Consider the following 21,269-nt stretch of genomic DNA (forward strand, 5'->3'; position numbering starts at 1 on the left):
GTGATTATGCAAGTCGCAGACAGAGAAGCGATTCTGCCAGCGCTACGCTAAAAAATGGCGTTGATAAAAAATAGTGTGGGTTGACCTTATAAACATTATGCTTATTTGCAGCAGGGCTGCGTCAGCCACCAAATAGCCGATAACTTTTTTTTGACGCTAAGTGTTTAATATTTCTGACGAGGCAGGGGGATCTGCCGCTTATATTTTGTCCGAAAAATTACGGTCGCGCTTTCATTTTTGTGAAACCTCTTCCAGGCTTGTCTGGCTTATTCTTGAAAAAAAGCCAGGAGATAAATATGTTTCACCATTCTTCAAAACTTCAATATCCCGTACGCGTCGATAAACCGGATCCGGAATTTGCCATGCTGCTGCAACAGGCGATTGGCGGAGTGGAAGGGGAGATTCGTGTGGCGATGCAGTACTTCTTCCAGGCCATGGGCGCCCGTGGCGACGCGCGTATTCGCGATCTGCTGATCTCTACCGCGACCGAAGAGCTGGCGCATATCGAAATGCTGGCGCATGCCGTCGCGCTGAACCTGGAAGGCGCACCGCTCTCCTATCAGGAAGCGTCGGCGAAAGATCCGGTCGTCAACGCGGTACTGGGCGGCATGAACCCGCGTCATATCCTTTCATCGGGTCTGGCGGCGCTGCCGGTCAACGCCAACGGCGTGCCTTTCGATATGAGTCATATCTATGCCTCAGGCAACGTAGCGGCTGATATGCTGGCTAACGTGACGGCCGAAGCGACAGGCCGCGTGCTGGCGACTCGCCTGTACAATCTGACCGAAGATACCGGCATGAAAGATTTCCTCTCTTTCCTGATTGCGCGCGACACCATGCACCAGCAGCAGTGGCTGGCGGTAATCGAAGAGATGGGCGGGCTTAACGCTTCGTTGCCGATTCCTAACAGCTTCCCGCAAAGTGAAGAAGCCAGCGAACACTCTTACTATGTGCTTAATACGTCGCTGGATAAACCGCTGCCGAAAGGTCGCTGGTGCGAAGGTCCTTCGTTTGACGGCAAAGCCCAGTTTACCGCTAAAGAGAAGCCTGAGCTGCTGGGCGATGAGCCGCTGCTGGGTCATGCCCGTCCAGGTTCCGGCGCGCAAAGCGAACAGGAACTTTCCGGTACCGTACCGCCTGCATTAAAACCTTAATCGCAACGTGCCCAGGGAAGGGCGCGCGCCACTGATTGATTTCAGCGCGATATATCCAGTAGCGAACCGTATTACAGATGTGTGCGGTGCGATATTTGGCCTGACAGGGACGTCACCTTATCCAGCCGCCATCCTTTTTGCTTTACGTCCTTTTCTTACGGGAAAATAAAGTATCGCCTTAACCTGCCGCAACGCCCTCCGTACCAGCCTGAATCAGAGTCCAAAAAAATATTTTTTTCGGGATTGAGCAACGCGATGAATTTAACCCCTCAGCGGCGCTTAAATGAAAAACCCCGACGGGCGCCGGGGTTAACTGAAGCACTTATTTTGTATCAAGCACCTGTTGCAGCCAGACCAGCTCATCATCGAAGCCGGACTCGCGTAACAGCTGGAAATAGGATTGCTGAATGTCGGCGGAGACAGACGCCAACAGCATACCCAGCATCCCTTTAGTTTTACAGATTTCTAATGCGGCGTTTTCGAGAGAATCAAGGTTAAAACTTACGTTATCAAGCGTTTCAGCGACCATTCTTATTCTCCTGACGGAGGTAATCAGCCATCCCTCCTTTGCTGTGTGTATCTGCTCCACATTGTGGACGGGCTGAGGTCTCACACTAACGCAGTTTTGTCTGTCAGAAACATCCTGATATCTGAACAGTAATCGTCACGCTCTGGCGCTTTTATGCGCAAAAATTACGAAAAATCTGAGTAGCAGGCAGCGAACATCGCGTCAGGCAGATCAGCCGACAAACAGCAGATGCACGAGACGCGCCAGCGATTCCAGCAGGAGCAGACTGCCGACGAAGATCAGCACTAACACGCTAATAAATTGTTTCCGGCTATTCATCACGCCTCCCTGAAGATGTGACCGGCTATACTTTAACCCGCACTTAATAAACCTCTGGTTAACAAGCGGGATCGAAATGCACTACCAGTATCTCAATGGTGAAAACTGGCAAAACATATGGGTTGTGGGCGACCTGCACGGCTGCCGCAGTCAGCTTGATGCATTGCTGCTGGAGAACGGTTTTGACAAGCAGAGCGACCTGCTGATTTCCGTCGGCGATATCATCGATCGCGGGCCAGACAGTCCCGGCTGTTTAGAGTTGTTAGAACAGCCGTGGTTCCGCTGCGTGCGCGGAAATCATGAAGAGATGGCGATTGAGGCGTTACAGTGTCACGACAGGCTGAACTGGATGATGAACGGCGGAGAGTGGTTCTATAAGCTCAAGGGAGCGAAGCTGATTGCGGCGCGTCATGCGCTCAAACGCCTAACCACTCTGCCGCTGATCCTGCATCTGCAGCTTGCGGATCGCATTGTGATAGTGGCGCACGCGGACTATCCGGCAGCGCGCTACGCCTGGGAGCAGCCGTTAGACTGGCATAAAGTGGTGTGGAACCGCGAACGCATCACCCGGCTGCAGGCGGGCGATGCGGGAAAAGAGGCGGGGGAAATAGGCGGCGCGGATGAGTTCTATTTCGGCCATACGCCGCTACAGCGTCCGCTGGAATCGGGCAACCTGCGCTATATCGATACCGGCGCGGTGTTCGGCAACCGGCTGACGCTGGTGCAGCTGCAATAAGGCTCAGCGGAACAGGCGACCGTCGCGCACCAGCTCGCGTGGGTAGCTGTTTTTAATGCGGCTGCCGACGCGTTTCGCCAGGCCGAGCGGCTGCTGCTGGTAAGTCACAATCATTTCATCACGCTGCGGCGGCGTCTCCGGGAAGATATCCCGTCCGCGATACCACTCCAGCGCCTCGTCAGCAGACAGTTCAAATGTCCGTTGCGCATCCAGCTGCGCCAGCGCGATGACCGCTTCATGCTGCCAGCGGTAGCCTCGTGCAAAGGTTTCCGCCAGCTTCAGGCCGATACGGGAGAAGCGAACGCTGCCGAGCAGCGGCGTAATTGCCTCTGGAAACAGCCAGATCTCTTTATCGCGCTGCCACAGCGTCAGTTCGTCGCTCCATTGCAGGCCGACCGACGCCGCCGCGTTAGCGACCTCTGCCGCCATCTTTTTATTCACTGGCGTAAAGGGCAGCTTGCCCAGCCTGTAGCCGGGCTGCGGCAGCGGCGCGACCGAGGCGGTTTTACGCAGCCGCGCGACGAAAAAGCCTTCGCTGTCGAACAGCTGCGGAAACACGTGCAAAAAGCCTTCCGGCGTTAAAGCCTGCGCGGCATCGGCGAAAAGCGCGTCGAGCGGAACGACCTCTACCGCCTGCGGATAGCGCGCCAGCAGCCAGGCGATCACCTGCTGGTTCTCTATCTGATTGAGTGTGCAGGTGGAATAGACCAGGATACCGCCCGGTTTAAGCGCATGGAAGGCGCTTTCGATCAGATCGCGCTGGGTGGCAGCAATCGCCTCGGTGCTGCTCAGCGACCAGTTTTTCAGCGCGTCGGCGTCTTTACGGATCACCCCTTCGCCCGAGCAGGGCGCATCCAGCAGCACGGCGTCAAACTGTTCCGGCAAGGCGGGGCCGAAGACGCGTGCGTCAAAATGGGTGAGGGCGACATTGCTGACGCCGCAGCGGCTGATATTGGCGTGCAGCACCTTGACGCGGCTCGCCGAAAATTCGTTGGCAAGGATGGCGCCGCGGTTGCCCATGCGCGCCGCTATCTGCGTGGTTTTCGAGCCGGGCGCGGCCGCCATATCCATCACCCTCAGCGCATCGGGCGCGGCGTCAAACAGCGCGCTGACCGGCAGCATAGAGCTCGCTTCCTGAATGTAAAACAGCCCGCTCAGATGCTCCGCCACGCTGCCCAGCGGCAGACTCTCATCGTCGCGCTCAATCCAGAAGCCTTCCGCGCACCAGGGCACCGGCGTCAGCCGCCAGCCATAGTCAGCCGTCTGGGTGAGGAAATCCGCTACGCTGATTTTGAGCGTGTTGACGCGGATAGTGCGACGCAGCGGTTGCTGGCTGATGGCGATAAAGCGTTGCAGCTCGGCGTCATCGGGCAGCGCGGCGCGCATCAGGTCAAGAAAGTCAGAGGGGAAAAGATCGGCCACGGGCAGGTTCCAGTTGAAACGTTGAGGTCAAAAACAGGGGCGGCAGTGTAGCACGAAAAGGGTGACGTCGCTCCAGGCCGCTGGTCCGGTAGTCAGACAGCAGGGAACAAAAAACCAGGCGCTCCGCGGCAGGGAAAACGCAGAGCGGTTTTGAACAACGCAGATACGCACCGTAAGGCCAGGGTGCGTATCTGCGTGGGACGAGCTGGCAGCAAGACCATGTTATGCGTCTTTGCGAGCGGGGCTTGAACCCTCGCTCGCACCACAATACCAGGTGTTGCCGACCAGCTTACTGTCGCGGATCGGGGATAGCCGTTCCCCAGCTGCGCCAGTTTTTCGGCGCTTCATCCTGCAGCAGGAAGTGCTTGTCTGCGCCCGCCTGCGGCGCCAGCGGCACCGTCGGCGGCGTGGCGAACTGAATGCCGCCGCGAATAAACTGCTGGAAGGTGCCGGTTTTCACCACGCCGCCAATCAGGCCGAAGTCGAGGTTATAGCCTGACGCCAGCCAGAACACGGAGTTGTTGCGCACCAGATGTTGATACTTTTTGCTGATGCGCAGCGCAATCTGCACCCTGTCCGCCATATTGCCCAGCGAAGTGCCGGTTACGGTGCCGACCTCGACGCCGCGGAACAGTACCGGCGTACCGATAGAGAGCGAGCCCGCCTCGGCGGCGTCGACATAAATCGTCAGCCCGTTCAGGTAGCGTGAATCGGTAATGGTACTCTCCTGCAGCTCGAAAATACGCGCCGGTCCTCCTTTGCCTGGGTCGACGTTGACGTAGGGCTGCAGGAGCGTCTCCAGATGATTAACGCCAGCCGGCGAGATCTCTGGCGACACTACCGAGAAGTGACTGCCGGTGCGCGCAAAGTCCTGTACATACTCTGGATAGAGCACCGCCTTCGCGACTACCTGATTATTATCTTTACTCAGAGAGAGGGACTCCACCTGGCCGATGTTAATGCCCAGATAGCGAATCGGCATCCCTTCCGACAGCTTGCTGGCGTCGTAAGTATGCAGGGTAATCTGGCTGCCGACCGCGCGCGCCGCCGTCTCGGAAGGATAAAGCGTGCGCTTGCTGCCTTTGGCGTTCGCCGCGCCGCTCATATTGTCGAAGCTGATGGCGCCGCGCAGCGCACGGTTAAGCGGCGATGCCTGTACCGTCAGGCCGCTGCCGTTAAGCTGCACGCGCGCGCCGCCTTCCGCCCAGAACACGCTCTCGCTGGTCAACAGCTTGCGATACTCCGGTTTGATATGGACGGCGATATCGAAGGCGCTGGCGCGCGGCGTGACGTCAACGATTTCGCCGACCTCATATTTGCGGTACAGCACCACCGAGCCAGCCTGCACGTCCGGCAGGCTGTTGGCGGTCAGCGTCAGGGTAGTGGAAGGGCGATCGCCGATAATGCCTTCCTCCGCTTTTTCGGCGTCGGCGAACAGCGGGTAAGCGGATTTAACCGCGCCCTGATTGCCCGGCTCAAGACGAATGCCGCCGTCGACCCATTCGCGCGCGCTGGCGCCCAGCACTTTCATGCCGTCGAGGCCAAACTTCACGTCGAGGCGACTGTTGACGATAAATTTGCTGTCGCCGTGCACCAGGTTGCGATAGGCCGGCTCAATCGCCGCGACAAACAGAATGCCTTTCTCATTCAGCTCGCGCGAAATGACCTGGCCGATCTTCATGCCGTGCAGCATGACCGGCTGACCGGCATCGATGCCATAACTTTCCGGCGCGCTGAGTTTCACCGTCAGCACGTCAGGCTTCTGCAGCAGCGACTCGCTGGCGGGCAGCACGGTAAAGTGGCTTTGCGGCTCGCCGTCGCCTGGCACCAGCTCAAGCGTATTGCCGGTCAGCAGGCTGCTGAGATTGGTATCGGTCAGGCTCACCTTCGGGCTGCGCATCTCAATGCGCGTGCCGCTGCGCATCAGATTGACGACGGAGGGATCGAGCGTCAGCTCTCCCGTGACTTTCCCGCCGCTCAGCAGATTCAGTTTTGTCAGGCTGCCGACCTCGAGGCCCTGATAGACCAGCGGCGTCCGGCCCGCTTTCAGGTTATTGCCGTCAGGCAGATCGAGCGTCACAATCACGCCGCGCTGGCTGCGCGCCAGATCGGGATAGAGCCGGTAGTTCTGGTCCGTTTTCGCCTGCGGCGAATCGTCTGGCGAGTCAAAGGCGATGGCGCCGTTGACCAGCGCCGCCAGGCTCTCCAGCTCGACCTTCGCGCCGCTGAGGCTGACGTCGGCGCTCAGGCCGGAAACATTCCAGAAGCGGCTGTTGGTTTTAACCAGATTCTTAAAGCGGCGTTCGATTAGCACATCAATGGAGACGCCGTCCGTTTTGCTGTTGATGCTGTAGTCATAGACGCGGCCGACCGGGATTTTGCGGTAGTAAACCAGCGAGCCGGAATTGAGCGCGCCGAGATCGGGCGCGTGCAGATGGATCAGCAGCTCGCCGGTATTAACGCGGTACTTGGGCTGGGTATCCTGCGCAATAAAGTTATCGCGCGGTTTGCCGCTGCCCGGCATCATGCCGATATAGTTGCCCCCCACCAGCGCATCGAGTCCCGATACGCCCGCCAGCGAGGCTTTCGGCGTCACCAGCCAGAACTGGGTGTTCTCGCGCAGCGCCTCTTTCATATCGCTTTTGATGCTCGCCTTGATCTGGATAGTGCGGTAGTCATCGCTCAGATTGATGCCCTGCACGGTGCCGACCTCCACGCCCTGATAGCGGATCGGCGTGCGGCCCGGCACGATGCCGTCCGCCGACTGGAAGTTAATGGTGATCACCGTGCCGCGCTCTTCGTAGTTAGTCCAGAGCAGCCAGCCGGCGATCAGCATCGCTACAATCGGCAGGAGCCAGAATGGAGAAACCTTACGTTTGCTGCGCAGCGTCGCGTTAGTCGGTGTAGTCGGCGTTTCCTGTTGCATGTGCATCCCAAAGCAGGCGGCTGTCGAGCCACTCAACGGCCATAATGGTCAGGATCACCGCCGAGCCGAAATAAAACGCGGCGGGTCCCATGGTAAAAGCCAGCAGCTGATCGCGATTGACCAGCGACATGGTTAATGAAATCACAAAGAGATCCAGCATTGACCAGCGGCCAACCCAGGTAACGACCCGCAGCAGGCGAATACGGGTTTTTAGACCCTGCTCGCAGCGGAAGTGAATACTTAACAGCAGCGTCAGCATGACCAGCACCTTAGTAAAGGGCACCAGAATACTGGCGATAAACACCACCGCCGCCACCGGAATATTGCCGGACGCCAGGCCAAGAATGCCGGAAAAAATCGTATCTTCGCGTCGCGAACCATTAAGGTAGACCACAGAGATAGGCAGCAGGTTAGCGGGAATAAGCAGTACAACAGAGGCGATAAGCGCCGCCCAGGATTTTTGCAGGCTGTGGCGACGCCGGAAGTCAAGGGGCGTATGGCAGCGCGGGCAGCGGCCGCGCGCGTCCGGCTCGCCGGTATTGTGGCAATTAAGGCACACCTGCAGTTTGTCGCGGGCAGAACCATACTGCTTCTGTGGATAAAAATGTTCCCAGAGCTGCTCGACGTTAAGGTGGATCAAGGTCAGCAGGCTCAGCGCCGTTAACGTCAGATAGGCGGCCAGCCCGTAGCCGACCTCCAGCGAGGCGTAATCCTGCACCTTGATCGACGCCACCGCAATGCCCACCAGATAGATGTCGAGCATTACCCACTCTTTGACCTTTTCCAGCATCAGCAATACCGGCCGCAGATTCATCCCCAGCCGGTGGCCGATGCTGAGATAGCCGATACCGACGACGAGCGCGGCTGGCGCGCCGATAGTGCAGAACGCCACCATCGAAGCAGTAAGCACATTGCCCTGTTCCGCCATCTGGATCACGCCGCCCAGCAGGCTGGCGTTAATGCGCATGCCGAGCAGGCGAATATCCACCAGCGGCAGGGTAAAGGCGAAAGGCATCAGCACCAGGATCATCGCGGCCATGACGGTCAGCCGCGTCATCGACCAGTCACGCCCGCTGATAATTTGCGCATGGCAGCGTGGACAATAGGCAGACTGATGCGATTTCACATCCGGTAAGGAAAAAAGGGTATCGCATTGCGGACAACGCTGATAACGTGCGTGGGGCAATGGCTGGCTGATAGCGTGAATTTTCATAGGGTGATGCAGGTTTCGCCCGGATATTTGTCGCTGTGACCGGATGCGGTCGTGGGGCAAAAAAACGTTTTCACGTTTCAGGCACGCCCGCAAAGGGCCCACGTTTCGATCCACAAAAATCTAAGGTTATAGCAACTAACGCGATGATTCACCTTGTGGCGGTGGATATTTAGTGCTTATTTTAACGGGCGGTTAATAAAAGCCGCTCTGTTGTTAATGTTAATGGTTAAACAATGAACAAAACTGCCTTTTACGCTGATTTGAATCGCGATATGCGCGCTTTGCTCGCGGGCGAGACCTCGTTTCTCGCCGCGCTGGGCAATTTCAGCGCGCTGCTGTATGAACGCCTCGACGGCGTTAACTGGGCGGGCTTCTACCTGCTGACTGAGGCCGATACGCTGGTGCTGGGCCCCTTTCAGGGCAAAATCGCCTGCGTGCGCATTCCGGTAGGCAAGGGGGTGTGTGGTACGGCAATAGCGCAGGATAAAGTGCAGCGCGTCGACGACGTGCACGCTTTTCCCGGCCATATCGCCTGCGATGCCGCCAGCAATGCCGAGATCGTGATTCCTCTGAAAGTAAACGGCACGCTGGTGGGCGTTCTGGATATCGACAGCACGGTGTTCAATCGCTTTGACAGCGAGGATGAAACAGGGCTGGTTGCACTGACTGATGGGCTTTGCGACGTGCTCGCGCACAGCGAGATCGAAAAATTTTTGCAGCTGACGCGCAGCTAATCGACTGGATCGCATGGCATTTGGCAATGTTGTCATTATAATGTCGCCTGTTCATGCCTGCTCTGGTCGGCAAATCCGTTGTAATCAGGAAATTTCATGGAAAATCAACCTAAGTTGAATAGCAGTAAAGAAGTGATCGCCTTTCTGGCGGAACGTTTTCCAAACTGCTTTAGCGCTGAAGGTGAAGCGCGTCCGCTCAAAATCGGCATCTTTCAGGATCTGGTAGAGCGCGTTCAGGGCGAAATGAGTCTGAGTAAGACCCAGCTGCGTTCAGCGCTGCGTCTCTATACTTCCAGCTGGCGTTACCTTTACGGCATTAAAGCTGGCGCAACGCGCGTCGATCTCGACGGCAACGCCTGCGGCGTGCTGGACGAGCAGCACGTGCAGCATGCGCGTCAGCAGCTGGAAGAGGCGAAAGCGCGCGTTCAGGCGCAGCGCGAGCAGCAGAAGGCCGCGAAACGCGAAGCCGCAGGCGAAGAGGGCGCTGAACCGCGTCGTCCGCGTCGGCCCGCCGCACGCAAGCCAGCTGACGGCGATGCGCCGCGCAAAGCGCGTCCTCAGTCGCCGCGTCCGGCCGCTCAGGATCGCAAACCGGCTCCGCGCCCGGCGGCGCAGGCTAAACCCATCACCGATACCTCAACTTTGCAACCAGGCCAGAATATCAAAGTCAAAGCAGGCAAAAGTGCGATGGACGCTACCGTTCTTGAAGTGTCAAAAGACGGCGTTCGGGTACAGCTCGCTTCCGGCATGGCAATGATTGTGCGCGCAGAACACTTGCAGTTCTGAAACGGAGGCTGACCCCGGCATGAACACCCTGTTAAAAATCGGTATGATTGTGGGCCTGCTACTGGCAGGCCCTTCATTTGGCGCAGAGAATATTACCCGCGCCGATCAGATCCCTCAGCTTCATGAAGATCCGCAGGACCCCACCGTCAGCGAACGCGTGACCTCCCGCTTTACCCGCTCTCACTATCGCCAGTTCGATCTTGATCAGGCCTTTTCGGCGAAGATTTTCGATCGCTATCTGAATATGCTCGACTACAACCACAACGTGTTGCTGGCATCAGATGTGGCGCAGTTTGCCGATAAAAAAACCACGCTCGGCGACGAGCTGCGCAGCGGCAAGCTGGACGTGTTTTACGATCTCTACAATCTGGCGCAGAAACGCCGTTTCGAGCGCTATCAGTACGCGCTTGACGTGCTGAACCGTCCGATGAACTTTACCGGCAACGACACCATCGATATCGATCGCGCCAAAGCGCCCTGGCCGAAAGATCAGGCCGAGCTGAACGCGTTATGGGACGCCAAGGTCAAATATGACCAGCTCAGCCTGAAGCTGACCGGTAAAGATGACAAAGAAATTCGCGATGTGCTGACCAAGCGCTACAACTTTGCTATTCGCCGCCTGGCGCAGAGCAACAGCGAAGATGTCTTCCAGCTGGCGATGAACGCGTTTGCGCATGAAATCGATCCGCACACCAGCTATCTGTCGCCGCGCAACACCGAACAGTTCAACACCGAAATGAGTCTGTCGCTGGAAGGCATCGGCGCGGTGCTGCAAATGGATGATGACTACACGGTGATCAACTCTATGGTCGCGGGCGGACCGGCGGCGAAGAGCAAATCGATCAGCGTCGGCGACCGCATTGTCGGCGTCGGTCAGCCAGGCAAGCCGATGGAAGATGTAATCGGCTGGCGTCTTGATGATGTGGTAGCCAAAATCAAGGGGCCGAAAGGCAGCAAAGTGCGTCTTGAGATCCTGCCTGCGGGCAAGGGCACCAAAACCCGCACTGTCTCTCTGACGCGTGAGAAGATCCGCCTTGAAGACCGCGCGGTGAAAATGAGCGTGCATAACGTCGGCAAACAGAAAGTCGGCGTACTGGATATTCCTGGCTTCTACGTCGGTCTGACCGATGATGTGAAAGTTCAGCTGCAAAAGCTGCAGAAGCAGAACGTCGACAGCGTTGTGATCGATCTGCGGACTAACGGCGGCGGCGCGCTGACCGAAGCGGTATCGCTTTCCGGTCTGTTTATCCCGAGCGGTCCGGTGGTGCAGGTGCGCGACAATAACGGTCGCGTCCGCGAGGACAGCGACAACGACGGCGTCGTCTACTACAAAGGCCCGCTGGTGGTGCTGGTAGACCGCTTCAGCGCCTCGGCATCCGAAATCTTCGCTGCGGCGATGCAGGACTATGGCCGTGCGCTGATCGTTGGCGAGCCGACGTTTGGTAAAGGCACCGTGCAGCAGTATCGATCGCTGAACCGCATTTACGATCAGATGCTGCGTCCTGAATGGCCTGCGCTGGGTTCCGTTTCCTACACTATCCAGAAGTTTTACCGTATCAACGGCGGCAGCACGCAGCGTAAAGGCGTGACGCCGGACCTGCTGATGCCGACCGGCGTGGAAGCGGCGGAAACGGGCGAGAAGTTCGAAGACAACGCGCTGCCCTGGGACAGCATCAATGCCGCGACGTATACCAAAACCGGCGACGTCAAGCCGCTGGTCGCGCAGCTGACCAAACAGCACGAAGCGCGTATCGCCCAGGATCGCGAGTTCCAGTACATCATGAAAGATATCGCTCGCTTTGATGCGATGAAGGACAAGCGCAATATCGTGTCGCTTAATCTTGCCCAGCGCGAGAAAGAGAACCACGAAGAAGATGCGCTGCGTCTGGAGCGGATTAACGCGCGCTATCAGGCGGAAGGCAAAAAGCCGCTGAAGAGCCTGGACGATCTGCCGAAGGATTATAAAGAGCCCGATCCTTACCTCGACGAGACGGTGAAAATCGCCAACGACCTGGCGCAGCTGGATAAATCACAGCCTGCTGCGTCCACTCCCGCCGCGCAGTAAGCGCAAGGGATTGAAAAGCACCGCGCCGCGGTGCTTTTTTTTGCCCAGAGGATCGGGAACGGTTGCCGAAACCAGCCGCGCGGCGAAAGCGTGACTAAATGTAAAGTTATGTCTTTTTAGGCACTTAAAGGTTAAGGTCGCTTGAAATGCGGCGCGATGACCCTAGGATAAGGATCCGCGCAGTCAGCGCATGAACAACTGAGGAAAATTAACTTTTATGATGCGTATTGCTCTTTTCCTGGTGACCAACTTAGCTGTGATGTTGGTCTTTGGGCTGATCCTCAGCCTGACAGGGATCCAGTCAAGCAGTGTTCAGGGCCTGATGATTATGGCAGGCCTGTTTGGCTTTGGCGGTGCGTTTGTTTCACTGCTGATGTCGAAGTGGATGGCGTTGCGTTCGGTCGGCGGTGAAGTAATTGAACAACCCCGGAATGAAACGGAACGCTGGCTGATGCAGACCGTTGGCCGTCAGGCGCAGCAGGCAGGTATCGCCATGCCGCAGGTCGCTGTGTACCATGCGCCCGATATCAACGCGTTCGCCACCGGCGCGCGTCGCGATGCGTCGCTGGTCGCCGTTTCCACCGGTCTGTTGCAGAACATGAGCCGTGACGAAGCGGAGGCGGTGCTGGCGCATGAGATCGCGCATATCGCTAACGGCGACATGGTGACCATGACGCTGATCCAGGGCATCGTGAACACCTTCGTGATCTTTATTTCGCGTATTATCGCGCAGGTGGCGTCGGGCTTTCTGTCCGGCAACCGTGACGGCGAAGAGGGCGGCAACGGCAACCCGCTGGTCTACTTCGCGGTGGCAACGGTGCTGGAGCTGGTGTTCGGTATTCTGGCCAGCATCATCACCATGTGGTTCTCACGTCACCGTGAGTTCCACGCCGACGCCGGTTCAGCGAAGCTGGTGGGCCGCGAGAAGATGATCGCCGCGCTGCAGCGTCTGAAAACCAGCTACGAACCGCAGGAGCCGAGCAGCATGATGGCGTTTTGCATCAACGGCAAAAACAAATCCCTGAGCGAGCTGTTTATGTCACACCCGCCGCTGGATAAGCGTATCGAAGCGTTACGCAGCGGCCAGTATCTGAAGTAATCGCAGAGCCGAAGAAAAAGGCGACTCCCTGGAGTCGCCTTTTTTATTGATGTGGCCTACTGCGTTGCGACGCGCTTCTGCGACAGGCGCGAGAGGCTGAACAGCGCGGCGACGCTGGAGAAGAGTCCCGCCAGAATCAGCGAAGCGTGCGTACCGTTCTGATCGAACATCGTGAACATCAGCGCCACCAGCGCCGCGCCGCTGCTCTGACCCAGCAGACGCGCCGTTCCCAGCATTCCGCTGGCGCCGCCGCTGCGGTTGCGCGGAGCGGAAGAGATAATGGTGTGGTTATTGGGCGACTGGAACAGGCCAAAACCGGCTCCGCACAGCGCCATACGCCAGATAATATCCCAGTCCTGCGGCTGTGCGGGCAGCAACGCCAGCAGGAAGAGCCCCGCCGCGAAAAGCGCCAGACCAATACCGCCGAGCAGCCCGGCATGAATATGCTCAATCAAACGTCCGGCAATCGGTGCCAGCACCATGGTCGCCAGCGGCCAGGGGGTCAGCAGCAGGCCGGTAGCGACTTCATTGCGCCCCAGCACGTTTTGCAGGAAAAAAGGCAGTGAAACCATCGCCAGCATCTGCGCGCAGAAAGAGCAGATCGAGGTGCAGATCGACAGGCTAAAAAGCGGAATACGCAGCAGATCGACCGGCAGCAGCGGCACTGCCAGGCGCTGCTGACGACGCACGAAGAACCAGCCGACTACCGCCAGCACTACCACCTCAGCCAGCGCCAGCGCAGGGTTTTCCCCCTGGGCGAAACCGGTCAGCCCGTAGATCAGCAGACCGAAAAAGAGCGCATTCATCAGCGCGCTCGGCACGTCGAATTTCTGCGCTTTCGCTTTCTGGCTGTTCTCCGGCAGAAAGCGCAGCGCCAGCCAGAGCGCAATGACGCCCAGCGGCACGTTGATCAGAAAGAGCCATTTCCAGCTGGCGAACGACAGGATCGCCGCGGCGACCGTCGGTCCGGCGGCGCTGGATACCGCTACCACCAGAGAGTTAATCGCCATGCCGCGTCCCAGATGGCGCTGCGGATAGATAATTCGGATCAGCGCGGTGTTTACGCTCATCAACGCCGCGCCGCCAAAACCCTGCAGCACGCGCGCCAGGGTCAGCATCGAGAGCGAAGAGGAGAGGGCGCAGAATGCCGAAGTAAGGATAAACAGGCCGAGGCCAACCTGATAGACGCGACGATAGCCCAGCATATCGCCCAGAAAAGAGAGCGACAGCAGCGAGGCGACGATAGCGATCTGATAGGCGTTAACGATCCAGACGGACTGGGCAGGACTGGCATGAAGCTCGCGCGCGATAGTAGGTAAGGCCACGTTGGCGATAGCGCCATCCAGCACCGCCATCATAATGCCCAGAGCAATAGTAAAAATAGCGCCATAGCGTTGCGGAGCGGGAAGACCATCCTGAAAAGGTGTAGGGGACATAGCGAGATAAGTAAAGTGAGTGAATATGAACATGCTAATGAATCCACTGCCAAAACGCACCGCCTTTAGACTAAAAGTCGCGGCTAAATTATGTCGTTCAATGACAGACAATGGTGCTGCGTGCGGTGACGCGCTATATTGACCGTCTGTTCCGATTTTATTAAAACAATTTCAAAAAAGGGTGCGTGATGGCCGCCAGTGAAAACGATAAACAACCCGATGCCGTTTCCTCCGTTATGAAGGTGTTCGGCATTCTTCAGGCGCTGGGCGAGGAGCGCGATCACGGTATTACTGAGCTGGCGCAGCGCGTCATGATGTCGAAAAGTACCGTTTACCGCTTCCTGCAGACCATGAAGGCGCTGGGTTACGTCACCCAGGAAGGGGAGAGCGAAAAATACTCCCTGACGCTGAAGCTGTTTGAGCTGGGTGCGAAAGCGCTGCAGAACGTCGATCTGATCCGCAGCGCGGATGTACAGATGCGTGAGCTTTCCCGCCTGACCAAAGAGACGATTCACCTTGGGGCGCTGGAAGAGGACAGCATTGTCTATATCCACAAAATCGACTCACTCTATAACCTGCGTATGTATTCGCGCATCGGTCGCCGCAATCCCTTGCACACCACGGCTATCGGTAAAGTGCTGCTCGCCTGGCGCGACCGCGCCGAGGTGAACGATATCCTCAAAGAGGTCGAGTTTAAGCGCAGCACCGCTAACACCATCGTCACGCGCGAAGCGCTTATCGACGTGCTGGATCAGGTGAAGGCACAGGGGTTCGGCGAAGATAACGAAGAGCAGGAAGAGGGATTACGCTGTATCGCCGTGCCGGTTTTTGACCGCTTTGGCGTAGTCATCGCCGGTCTCAGCATCTCTTTCCCGACGATTCGCTTCTCGGAAGAGGCGAAAAGTGACTATGTCGCCATGCTGCATCGTGCGGCGCGCACGCTCTCCGCTGAGATGGGCTACCACGACTACGCTTTCTGATAAAAAAGCGGGCAGGCGCCCGCTTTACTCTCTGACAACAGCGCGGATAAAAACCGGCCTGTTTCTTAGTTATCGATCACGTCGCCGCTCTTCTTAAGCAAGGGGCAGTCTGTCACGCCGATAACGCCGCTGTCGGTATGCAGATACTGTGCGGTAATCAGGCCGCGCGCGGTAAGGTAGCTGCACTGCAGGCCCAGGCCCGCCGCATTCTTCGTGCTGCCGGTCAGCACGCCGTAGCCGGTAAACAGCATGCCGATCCAGATCACGCCGATGAGCAAGATTGCCCGAATTAAAAGTTTCATTTTGTTCTCCATAAGATACATAACGCAGCTGTCCACTGTTTGCTGCCGCCCGTAATATTAACAGCTTGCCTCGCTTTGTCTGCTGAAGCGATCGGAGATTGCCGAAAGCGAGGCAGTCAGGGAATTCTGCATTCAGGCGTATAGCCTGGTCAGCCGCGCGCGCAACAGGTAGAATCGAGGCCATTAATATTTTTCGTTTTTGAGGCAGTTATGAACGAGTTAGCCGCAACTTCTGGTCCGCTGTTTAGCTATGGCGTACTGGCGATCATTATTATTGTGGCGTTTATCGTCTGGTTTTTCGTTAACCGGGCCAGCGTGCGCGCCAGCGAACAGATTGAGCTGCTGAGCCACCTGCTGGAAGAGCAGAAAAAACAGAACACGCTGCTGCGCCGTCTGGTTGAGAATCAGTGCGGCGAGCAGGAAAAGCAGGACCCGGAAGAGAAGCGCGATTTTATTCGCATGATCCCGGAACGCTAACGTTCTCCACCCTGGCAAGGAGGCAACATGGCCTGGCGAAATCCCTGGTACGACGGCAGTCAAGCGCACCATACACCTGAAGGCTTTCGCAATCTGGAACCCGATCTGCGCCAGCCGGGCGATCTTGACCGCTGGCGCAAAGAGCGCAAAGCGCAGGGATTGCCTTTTCCACCTCAGGCGGGCTATGAGGGTTTCAGAACAGACTGGTGGCAACCTGCCGATCTGGCCGGCACTGACGACCGGATCTGGTGGTTAGGCCACGCGGCGATACTGCTGCGCCTTAGCCAGCGCTATCTGCTGATCGACCCGGCGCTCTCTCTGCGCGCCTCGCCGTTGCCCTTTGCCGGGCCAAAGCGTAAATCACCGTCGCCGCTGAATATCCATCAGCTGCCGCGACTCGATTACGTGCTGATATCTCATAATCACTACGATCATCTCGATCTCGCCACCGTGAAGCGCATTATCCGCCGTTTCCCTGATGTCACCTTTCTGGTGCCGCTGGGGCTGGAAAAGTGGTTTAAGCGGCGCGGCGCGCGGCACGTTCGTCAGCTTGACTGGTGGCAAAGCCAGCAGGAAGCGGATCTGACGCTGACCGCCGTCCCGGCGCGTCACTGGAGCATGCGTACGCTGCACGATCGCAACCGCTCTTTATGGTGCGGCTGGGTAGTGCGCAGCAAAACGCTGAATTTCTGGTTCTCTGGCGACAGCGGTTTTTCTGAAAATCTGGCGGAGATTCCACGCAAGCTTGGTCCCTTTAATCTGGCAGCCTTGCCCATCGGCGCCTATGCACCGAAATGGTTCATGGCGAGCAGCCATATGGATCCCGATCAGGCGGTGTGGTTATGGCGACTAATCGGTCAGCCTTTAACCCTTCCGGTTCACTGGGGCGTGTTTGAACTGGCCGATGAATCGCTGGATGAACCGCCTGCGGAATTAATGCGCGCCATCCAGCGCAGCGGCGAAGATAATGGACGCTTTGCACCATGGAGAATAGGGGAGAGCCGCAGCCTGCAGAATATTAACCAGGAAAAATCCTAAATAACCGCATCTCTTCTACAGCGGCCTCTGGGTTGAAGAGATATTTTATCCGCGATCAAATAATAAATAGTAATAAGTAATAAGCGCGACTCTGCTTTTAATTGGGGCAAGGTTATCTTTTATTTTCCTGATTTTGGTGCAAAAGCATTTATTATCGGTGCCAGTGAAAATGATGACGCTCTGCCGTTAAAAAGAACGCAGGCCGCTTTGCTTTAGGTTACGGTTTCGCTTAAGAAAAAAGAATGCCATATTAATGCAATAATTTATCTTTAAATTAATCCGTTACAGTGAGCAAGGTTGGACGACGAGGCGGTTATCCGCTAGAGTTATTCGTATCATCGCAGGTTGATGGATAATGCTTTTTCGGCTACGGCATGGTCAGGTTATGTACCAAAATGAACAAAGTGTGTCACTGCTTCGCAAATTTTGTGCAGCGCGTCCATCGCCGATTAAAAATGCCTTGCCATTAATTTGCGGATATGTGATAACAATTCGTGGGTCAAACGAGGTACAGTTCTGTTTATGTATGGCATCTTCAGTAAAGAAGTTACGAGTAAAAACGTTGACGTTGAATACCGCTTCCTTGCCGAACCTTAATTAGTGCCTCATTCAGTAACGTCTCTGGTTTCTCTGTAGGTCTGCCTCCGGGCAAAATAAACACTCTAAGGAATTTGCAAAATGGCAAAGATTAAAGGTCAGGTTAAGTGGTTCAACGAGTCTAAAGGTTTTGGTTTTATTACCCCTGCTGACGGTAGCAAAGATGTGTTCGTACACTTCTCCGCTATCCAGGGCAACGGTTTCAAAACCCTGGCTGAAGGCCAAAGCGTTGAGTTCGAAATTCAGGACGGCCAGAAAGGCCCGGCTGCAGTCAACGTAACCGCTATCTGATTTCGTGCCAGCTCGGTGCCATGCACCACTGAAAACGAATCCTGTAAAGCCCTGGTCATCTGACCGGGGCTTTTTCTTTGCGCTTTCGGTACGGCAGCGAACGGAGTAAACTGCGGCGCTCTTGTTAACGGAGTCCCTATGTTGCTGATCTGCCCCCTCTGCCATCTCTCTTTACAGCCGGAAAACCGCAGCTGGCGCTGTGAAAATCGTCATCAGTTCGATCAGGCGAAAGAGGGCTATCTTAATTTGCTGCCCGTTCAGCATAAAGGTTCGCGCGAGCCTGGCGACAGCGCAGAGATGATGCAGGCGCGACGGGAGTTTCTGCAGGCGGGTCACTATCAGCCGCTGCGCGACGGCGTGGTAGCGCTGCTGCGCGAGAAGCTGCAGGATGCTTCCGCGCTGCTCGACATCGGCTGCGGCGAAGGCTATTACACCTCGGCGCTCAGTACCCTTGGCGCAGAGGTTTACGGGCTGGATATTGCCAAAAACGCAATTCGTCTGGCGGCGAAACGTTATCCGGACGTGCAGTTTTGTGTCGCTTCAAGCCAGCGCCTGCCGTTTGCCGACGCCTCGCTGGATGCTGTGGTGCGCATCTACGCACCCTGCAACGAAGCGGAGCTGACGCGCGTAATCAAGCCCGGCGGCGTGCTGCTGACGGTGACGCCAGGCGCGCACCATCTGCAACAGTTCAAGGCGTTGATCTATCGCGAAGTACAGCTCCATGCGCCGGAAGAGAAGCTTTATAGCGGCTTTAGCGAAGAGACCCAGCAGTCGCTGCGCTATGCCATGCATCTGAGCGGGGACGCGGCGGCGACGCTGTTGCAGATGACGCCTTTCGCCTGGCGCGCGAAGCCTTCGGTATGGGGTGAGCTGCAGGCGACGAAAACCTTTGAGTGCGACGCTGATTTTCGTCTGACGCTATGGCGGCGCGGTTAACGCGCCTCTACCAGCGTGTTGTAGATACGTTCCAGATCGTCGAGCTGCTGCACGGCGATCAACAGGCGGCGCTGCTCCAGCTGCATCACCAGAATGCCATCTTCTGACAGATTGATGCTTTGAATGCGCGCATAGGCTATCCACACGCCGCTATAGAACAATCCCTCGCCCTTCATCAGCAGAGTTGGCCGACGCAGCCAGAACAGCCAGCAGGCGAGAAAGCAGAGCACCATCAGCAAGGTGGTCGTCAGCTGCGGTCCCTGATGGGTCACGTTATTCCAGAGTAAAATCGCCAGCAGCCCGATGAATATCAGGCTGTCAATCTTGTGTCTGCGTCGCAGCGGCACGCTTAAACGCGTCGGGCCTTTGCGGCGCGGCAGTATAAAGTCGTTATAGAGAGAGAAAAGCAGCAGCGCGGCGATGCAGAGCGCGATGAGGCCGTCCGTTAGTGTCATCACATTCTCCTTTGGCGATGCGTCGAAAAAGCGGGGAAGTGGCCGGGCGCAGCGCGCCCGGCGAGAGAACTACAGGCCAAGCAGGCCGATCCAGTAGCCAAAAATGCCGATGGCGAAGAAGCCAACGATAATCCACAGCGCGTTGACCTTACGACGCAGCAGCCACATACAGGCGAAGGTCAGCAGCAGCGGCACGATGCCCGGCATCAGCTGGTCGAGGATGGTCTGAACCGTGGTAACGGTGGTTTTCCCGGTCTGGTCGGTAATGCGCGACACTACCAGCGGGATATTAACGTGCGTCCACTTGTTCACCAGCGCGCCCATAACAAACAGGCCAAGAATCGACGCGCCCTCCGTCAGCTTCTGCAGGAAGCCGCCGCCCATATCGCTGACGATATCGATCCCTTTGCGGTAGCCATACGCCACGCCGTAATAGCGTGTCAGCATACGCGCCAGATTAAACAGCACAAAGAACAGCAGCGGACCGAGCAGGCTGCCGCTCATGGCGATGCCTGCGCCAAGCGCGGCGAATACCGGACGCACGGTTCCCCAGAAAATCGGGTCGCCAACGCCAGCCAGCGGCCCCATCAGGCCAACTTTAATGCCGTTGATGGCGGCGTCATCGATCGCCGCGCCGTTTGCGCGCTGCTCTTCCATCGCCATGGTGACGCCCAGCACCGGCGCGGCCACGTAGGGATGCGTATTAAAAAACTCCAGGTGACGCTTGATCGCCTGCTTACGCGCCTCGTTGTTTTCCGGATAGAGACGACGGATGACCGGCACCATTGAGAAACAGAAACCCAGGGCCTGCATACGCTCGAAGTTCCATGAACCCTGAAACAGGTTCGACCGCAAAAACACGCCGCGAATATCGCCCGGGGTGAGTTTTTTTTGCGTTGTAGTTGTATCTACCATGTTGTCACCTGTTCCTTAGTCAAGTTCGTTATCGAGATCGTTGTTTGCCGGACCCGCTGCAGGCGCACCCGCTACGCGGTTATATTTCGGTGCCAGCTGGATGTAGAGCACTGCCATGACGACGCCGATGACGCCCAGCGCCACCAGGTTGAAGCTGGTAAAGGCCGCGGTAACAAAGCCGAGATAGAAGAACGGCATCAGATAGCCTGCGCGCATCATATTGATGACCATCGCGTAACCGACCACGACGATCATGCCGCCCGCGATATTCAGACCATTGGTAACCACGTCAGGAATGGAGCTAAGCAGAGAGTGAACCGCGCTGGTGCCGACCGAGATCGCCACAATCAGCGCCGGAATGGCGATACGCATCGCCTGCAACACCAGTGCCGAAACGTGGATCCACGAAATCGCCGTCAGATTGCCTTTCTCCGCCGCCTTGTCGGCCGCATGCTGGAAGGCGACGGTAATGGTACGCACGATAATCGTCAGCACCTGACCCGCCGCAGCCAGCGGGATCGCCAGTGCAATACCTGCGCCGACGCTCTGGCCACCGGCAATGACCAGAATGGTGGAGATGATTGAGGCGAGAGCGGCATCGGGCGCCACGGCGGCACCGATGTTCATCCAGCCCAGCGCAATCATTTCCAGCGTACCGCCGATAATAATGCCGGTTTTCATATCGCCGAGTACGGCCCCTATCAGGGTACAGGCGACCAGCGGGCGGTGAAACTGAAACTCATCCAGAATCGAACCCATACCCGCAATACAGGCCACGATAAATATCAGGATGATTTGTAGCGAGGTTATTTCCATCATATCCCTTCTCCTCAGGAGGATAGCGTTAACTGGCCCGCAGG

General features: G+C 57.0%; 21 protein-coding genes. 12 read left to right on the forward strand and 9 right to left on the reverse strand.

Annotated features, from left to right (window positions below):
• Positions 1-296: 296 nt before the first annotated feature.
• Positions 297-1,154: a manganese catalase family protein gene (locus D7S44_RS08540; RefSeq protein ID WP_120453875.1), complete on the forward strand. Its 858-nt coding sequence runs from the start codon at positions 297-299 to the stop codon at positions 1,152-1,154.
• A gap of 322 nt (positions 1,155-1,476) precedes the next feature.
• On the opposite strand, the gene D7S44_RS08545 is transcribed toward D7S44_RS08540, so the two are convergent.
• On the reverse strand, positions 1,477-1,683 hold the full coding sequence (locus D7S44_RS08545; protein WP_120453877.1) for a hypothetical protein: 207 nt from the start codon (positions 1,681-1,683) through the stop codon (positions 1,477-1,479).
• 394 nt (positions 1,684-2,077) lie between these two features.
• Here D7S44_RS08545 and D7S44_RS08550 point away from each other — a divergent pair, with 394 nt between their 5' ends.
• Positions 2,078-2,737, forward strand: coding sequence for a metallophosphoesterase (locus tag D7S44_RS08550; RefSeq protein WP_120453879.1), 660 nt, complete (start codon positions 2,078-2,080; stop codon positions 2,735-2,737).
• A 3-nt stretch (positions 2,738-2,740) separates the two neighbouring features.
• Here D7S44_RS08550 and rsmF read toward each other — a convergent pair whose 3' ends face one another.
• The 3 genes from rsmF to yebS all read right to left on the reverse strand — a co-directional run bounded on the left by rsmF (position 2,741) and on the right by yebS (position 8,298).
• Entirely contained in the window at positions 2,741-4,165 is a 1,425-nt protein-coding gene (gene rsmF / locus D7S44_RS08555) for a 16S rRNA (cytosine(1407)-C(5))-methyltransferase RsmF (RefSeq protein ID WP_120453881.1), read from the reverse strand.
• 283 nt (positions 4,166-4,448) lie between these two features.
• Complete coding sequence (locus D7S44_RS08560) at positions 4,449-7,085, reverse strand: PqiB family protein (RefSeq protein ID WP_120453883.1); 2,637 nt, start codon at positions 7,083-7,085, stop codon at positions 4,449-4,451.
• Complete coding sequence (yebS, locus tag D7S44_RS08565; RefSeq protein WP_120453885.1) at positions 7,054-8,298, reverse strand: membrane integrity lipid transport subunit YebS; 1,245 nt, start codon at positions 8,296-8,298, stop codon at positions 7,054-7,056. The genes D7S44_RS08560 and yebS overlap by 32 nt, the downstream gene beginning before the upstream one ends.
• 233 nt (positions 8,299-8,531) lie before the next feature.
• Here yebS and D7S44_RS08570 point away from each other — a divergent pair, with 233 nt between their 5' ends.
• The 4 genes from D7S44_RS08570 (at position 8,532) to htpX (ending at position 12,982) form a co-directional block, all read left to right on the forward strand.
• Complete coding sequence (locus D7S44_RS08570) at positions 8,532-9,032, forward strand: GAF domain-containing protein (protein WP_120453888.1); 501 nt, start codon at positions 8,532-8,534, stop codon at positions 9,030-9,032.
• A 96-nt stretch (positions 9,033-9,128) separates the two neighbouring features.
• Entirely contained in the window at positions 9,129-9,818 is a 690-nt protein-coding gene (gene proQ / locus D7S44_RS08575; protein WP_120453890.1) for an RNA chaperone ProQ, read from the forward strand.
• A gap of 19 nt (positions 9,819-9,837) precedes the next feature.
• The gene (prc, locus tag D7S44_RS08580; RefSeq protein ID WP_120453892.1) at positions 9,838-11,883 is read left to right on the forward strand and encodes a carboxy terminal-processing peptidase; all 2,046 of its coding nucleotides are present in this window, start codon (positions 9,838-9,840) and stop codon (positions 11,881-11,883) included.
• A 217-nt stretch (positions 11,884-12,100) separates the two neighbouring features.
• Complete coding sequence (gene htpX, locus D7S44_RS08585) at positions 12,101-12,982, forward strand: protease HtpX (RefSeq protein ID WP_120453895.1); 882 nt, start codon at positions 12,101-12,103, stop codon at positions 12,980-12,982.
• A 56-nt stretch (positions 12,983-13,038) separates the two neighbouring features.
• Here the strand turns inward: htpX and D7S44_RS08590 are convergent, their stop codons facing one another.
• Complete coding sequence (locus tag D7S44_RS08590; protein ID WP_120454217.1) at positions 13,039-14,418, reverse strand: MFS transporter; 1,380 nt, start codon at positions 14,416-14,418, stop codon at positions 13,039-13,041.
• A 188-nt stretch (positions 14,419-14,606) separates the two neighbouring features.
• On the opposite strand from D7S44_RS08590, the gene kdgR reads away from it, so the two are divergent.
• The gene (gene kdgR / locus D7S44_RS08595; protein WP_120453896.1) at positions 14,607-15,398 is read left to right on the forward strand and encodes a DNA-binding transcriptional regulator KdgR; all 792 of its coding nucleotides are present in this window, start codon (positions 14,607-14,609) and stop codon (positions 15,396-15,398) included.
• 65 nt (positions 15,399-15,463) lie between these two features.
• Here the strand turns inward: kdgR and D7S44_RS08600 are convergent, their stop codons facing one another.
• Positions 15,464-15,700 carry a YobH family protein gene (locus D7S44_RS08600; RefSeq protein WP_120453903.1) on the reverse strand — a complete coding sequence of 79 codons (237 nt, stop codon included), beginning with the start codon at positions 15,698-15,700 and terminating at the stop codon, positions 15,464-15,466.
• Positions 15,701-15,910: 210 nt separating this feature from the next.
• Between D7S44_RS08600 and D7S44_RS08605 the strand changes: the two genes are divergently transcribed.
• The 5 genes from D7S44_RS08605 to rlmA all read left to right on the forward strand — a co-directional run bounded on the left by D7S44_RS08605 (position 15,911) and on the right by rlmA (position 19,039).
• A complete protein-coding gene (locus D7S44_RS08605; protein WP_120453905.1) occupies positions 15,911-16,177 on the forward strand; it encodes a YebO family protein in 267 nt (88 codons plus the stop codon).
• A 27-nt stretch (positions 16,178-16,204) separates the two neighbouring features.
• Positions 16,205-17,215 (forward strand): MBL fold metallo-hydrolase, encoded by a 1,011-nt coding sequence (locus tag D7S44_RS08610; RefSeq protein ID WP_120453906.1) that lies wholly within the window; start codon positions 16,205-16,207, stop codon positions 17,213-17,215.
• A 522-nt stretch (positions 17,216-17,737) separates the two neighbouring features.
• Positions 17,738-17,812, forward strand: a complete 75-nt coding sequence (locus D7S44_RS23865) for a DUF2627 domain-containing protein (RefSeq protein WP_370661853.1) — start codon at positions 17,738-17,740, stop codon at positions 17,810-17,812.
• 81 nt (positions 17,813-17,893) lie between these two features.
• Positions 17,894-18,103, forward strand: a complete 210-nt coding sequence (gene cspE, locus D7S44_RS08620) for a transcription antiterminator/RNA stability regulator CspE (protein WP_003852684.1) — start codon at positions 17,894-17,896, stop codon at positions 18,101-18,103.
• A gap of 138 nt (positions 18,104-18,241) precedes the next feature.
• Positions 18,242-19,039: a 23S rRNA (guanine(745)-N(1))-methyltransferase gene (rlmA, locus tag D7S44_RS08625; protein ID WP_120453908.1), complete on the forward strand. Its 798-nt coding sequence runs from the start codon at positions 18,242-18,244 to the stop codon at positions 19,037-19,039.
• On the opposite strand, the gene D7S44_RS08630 is transcribed toward rlmA, so the two are convergent.
• From D7S44_RS08630 to D7S44_RS08640, 3 genes are all read right to left on the reverse strand, one after another.
• The gene (locus tag D7S44_RS08630; RefSeq protein ID WP_120453910.1) at positions 19,036-19,494 is read right to left on the reverse strand and encodes a DUF986 family protein; all 459 of its coding nucleotides are present in this window, start codon (positions 19,492-19,494) and stop codon (positions 19,036-19,038) included. The two genes, rlmA and D7S44_RS08630, sit on opposite strands and share 4 nt — an antisense overlap.
• Before the next feature lie 69 nt (positions 19,495-19,563).
• A complete protein-coding gene (locus tag D7S44_RS08635; protein ID WP_120453912.1) occupies positions 19,564-20,409 on the reverse strand; it encodes a PTS mannose transporter subunit IID in 846 nt (281 codons plus the stop codon).
• A 15-nt stretch (positions 20,410-20,424) separates the two neighbouring features.
• Positions 20,425-21,225, reverse strand: coding sequence for a PTS mannose/fructose/sorbose transporter subunit IIC (locus D7S44_RS08640; protein WP_120454219.1), 801 nt, complete (start codon positions 21,223-21,225; stop codon positions 20,425-20,427).
• Positions 21,226-21,269 lie beyond the last annotated feature (44 nt).

Origin of the sequence: Pantoea piersonii (genome assembly GCF_003612015.1) — a bacterium.
GTDB classification, from domain to species: Bacteria; Pseudomonadota; Gammaproteobacteria; order Enterobacterales; family Enterobacteriaceae; genus Pantoea; species Pantoea piersonii.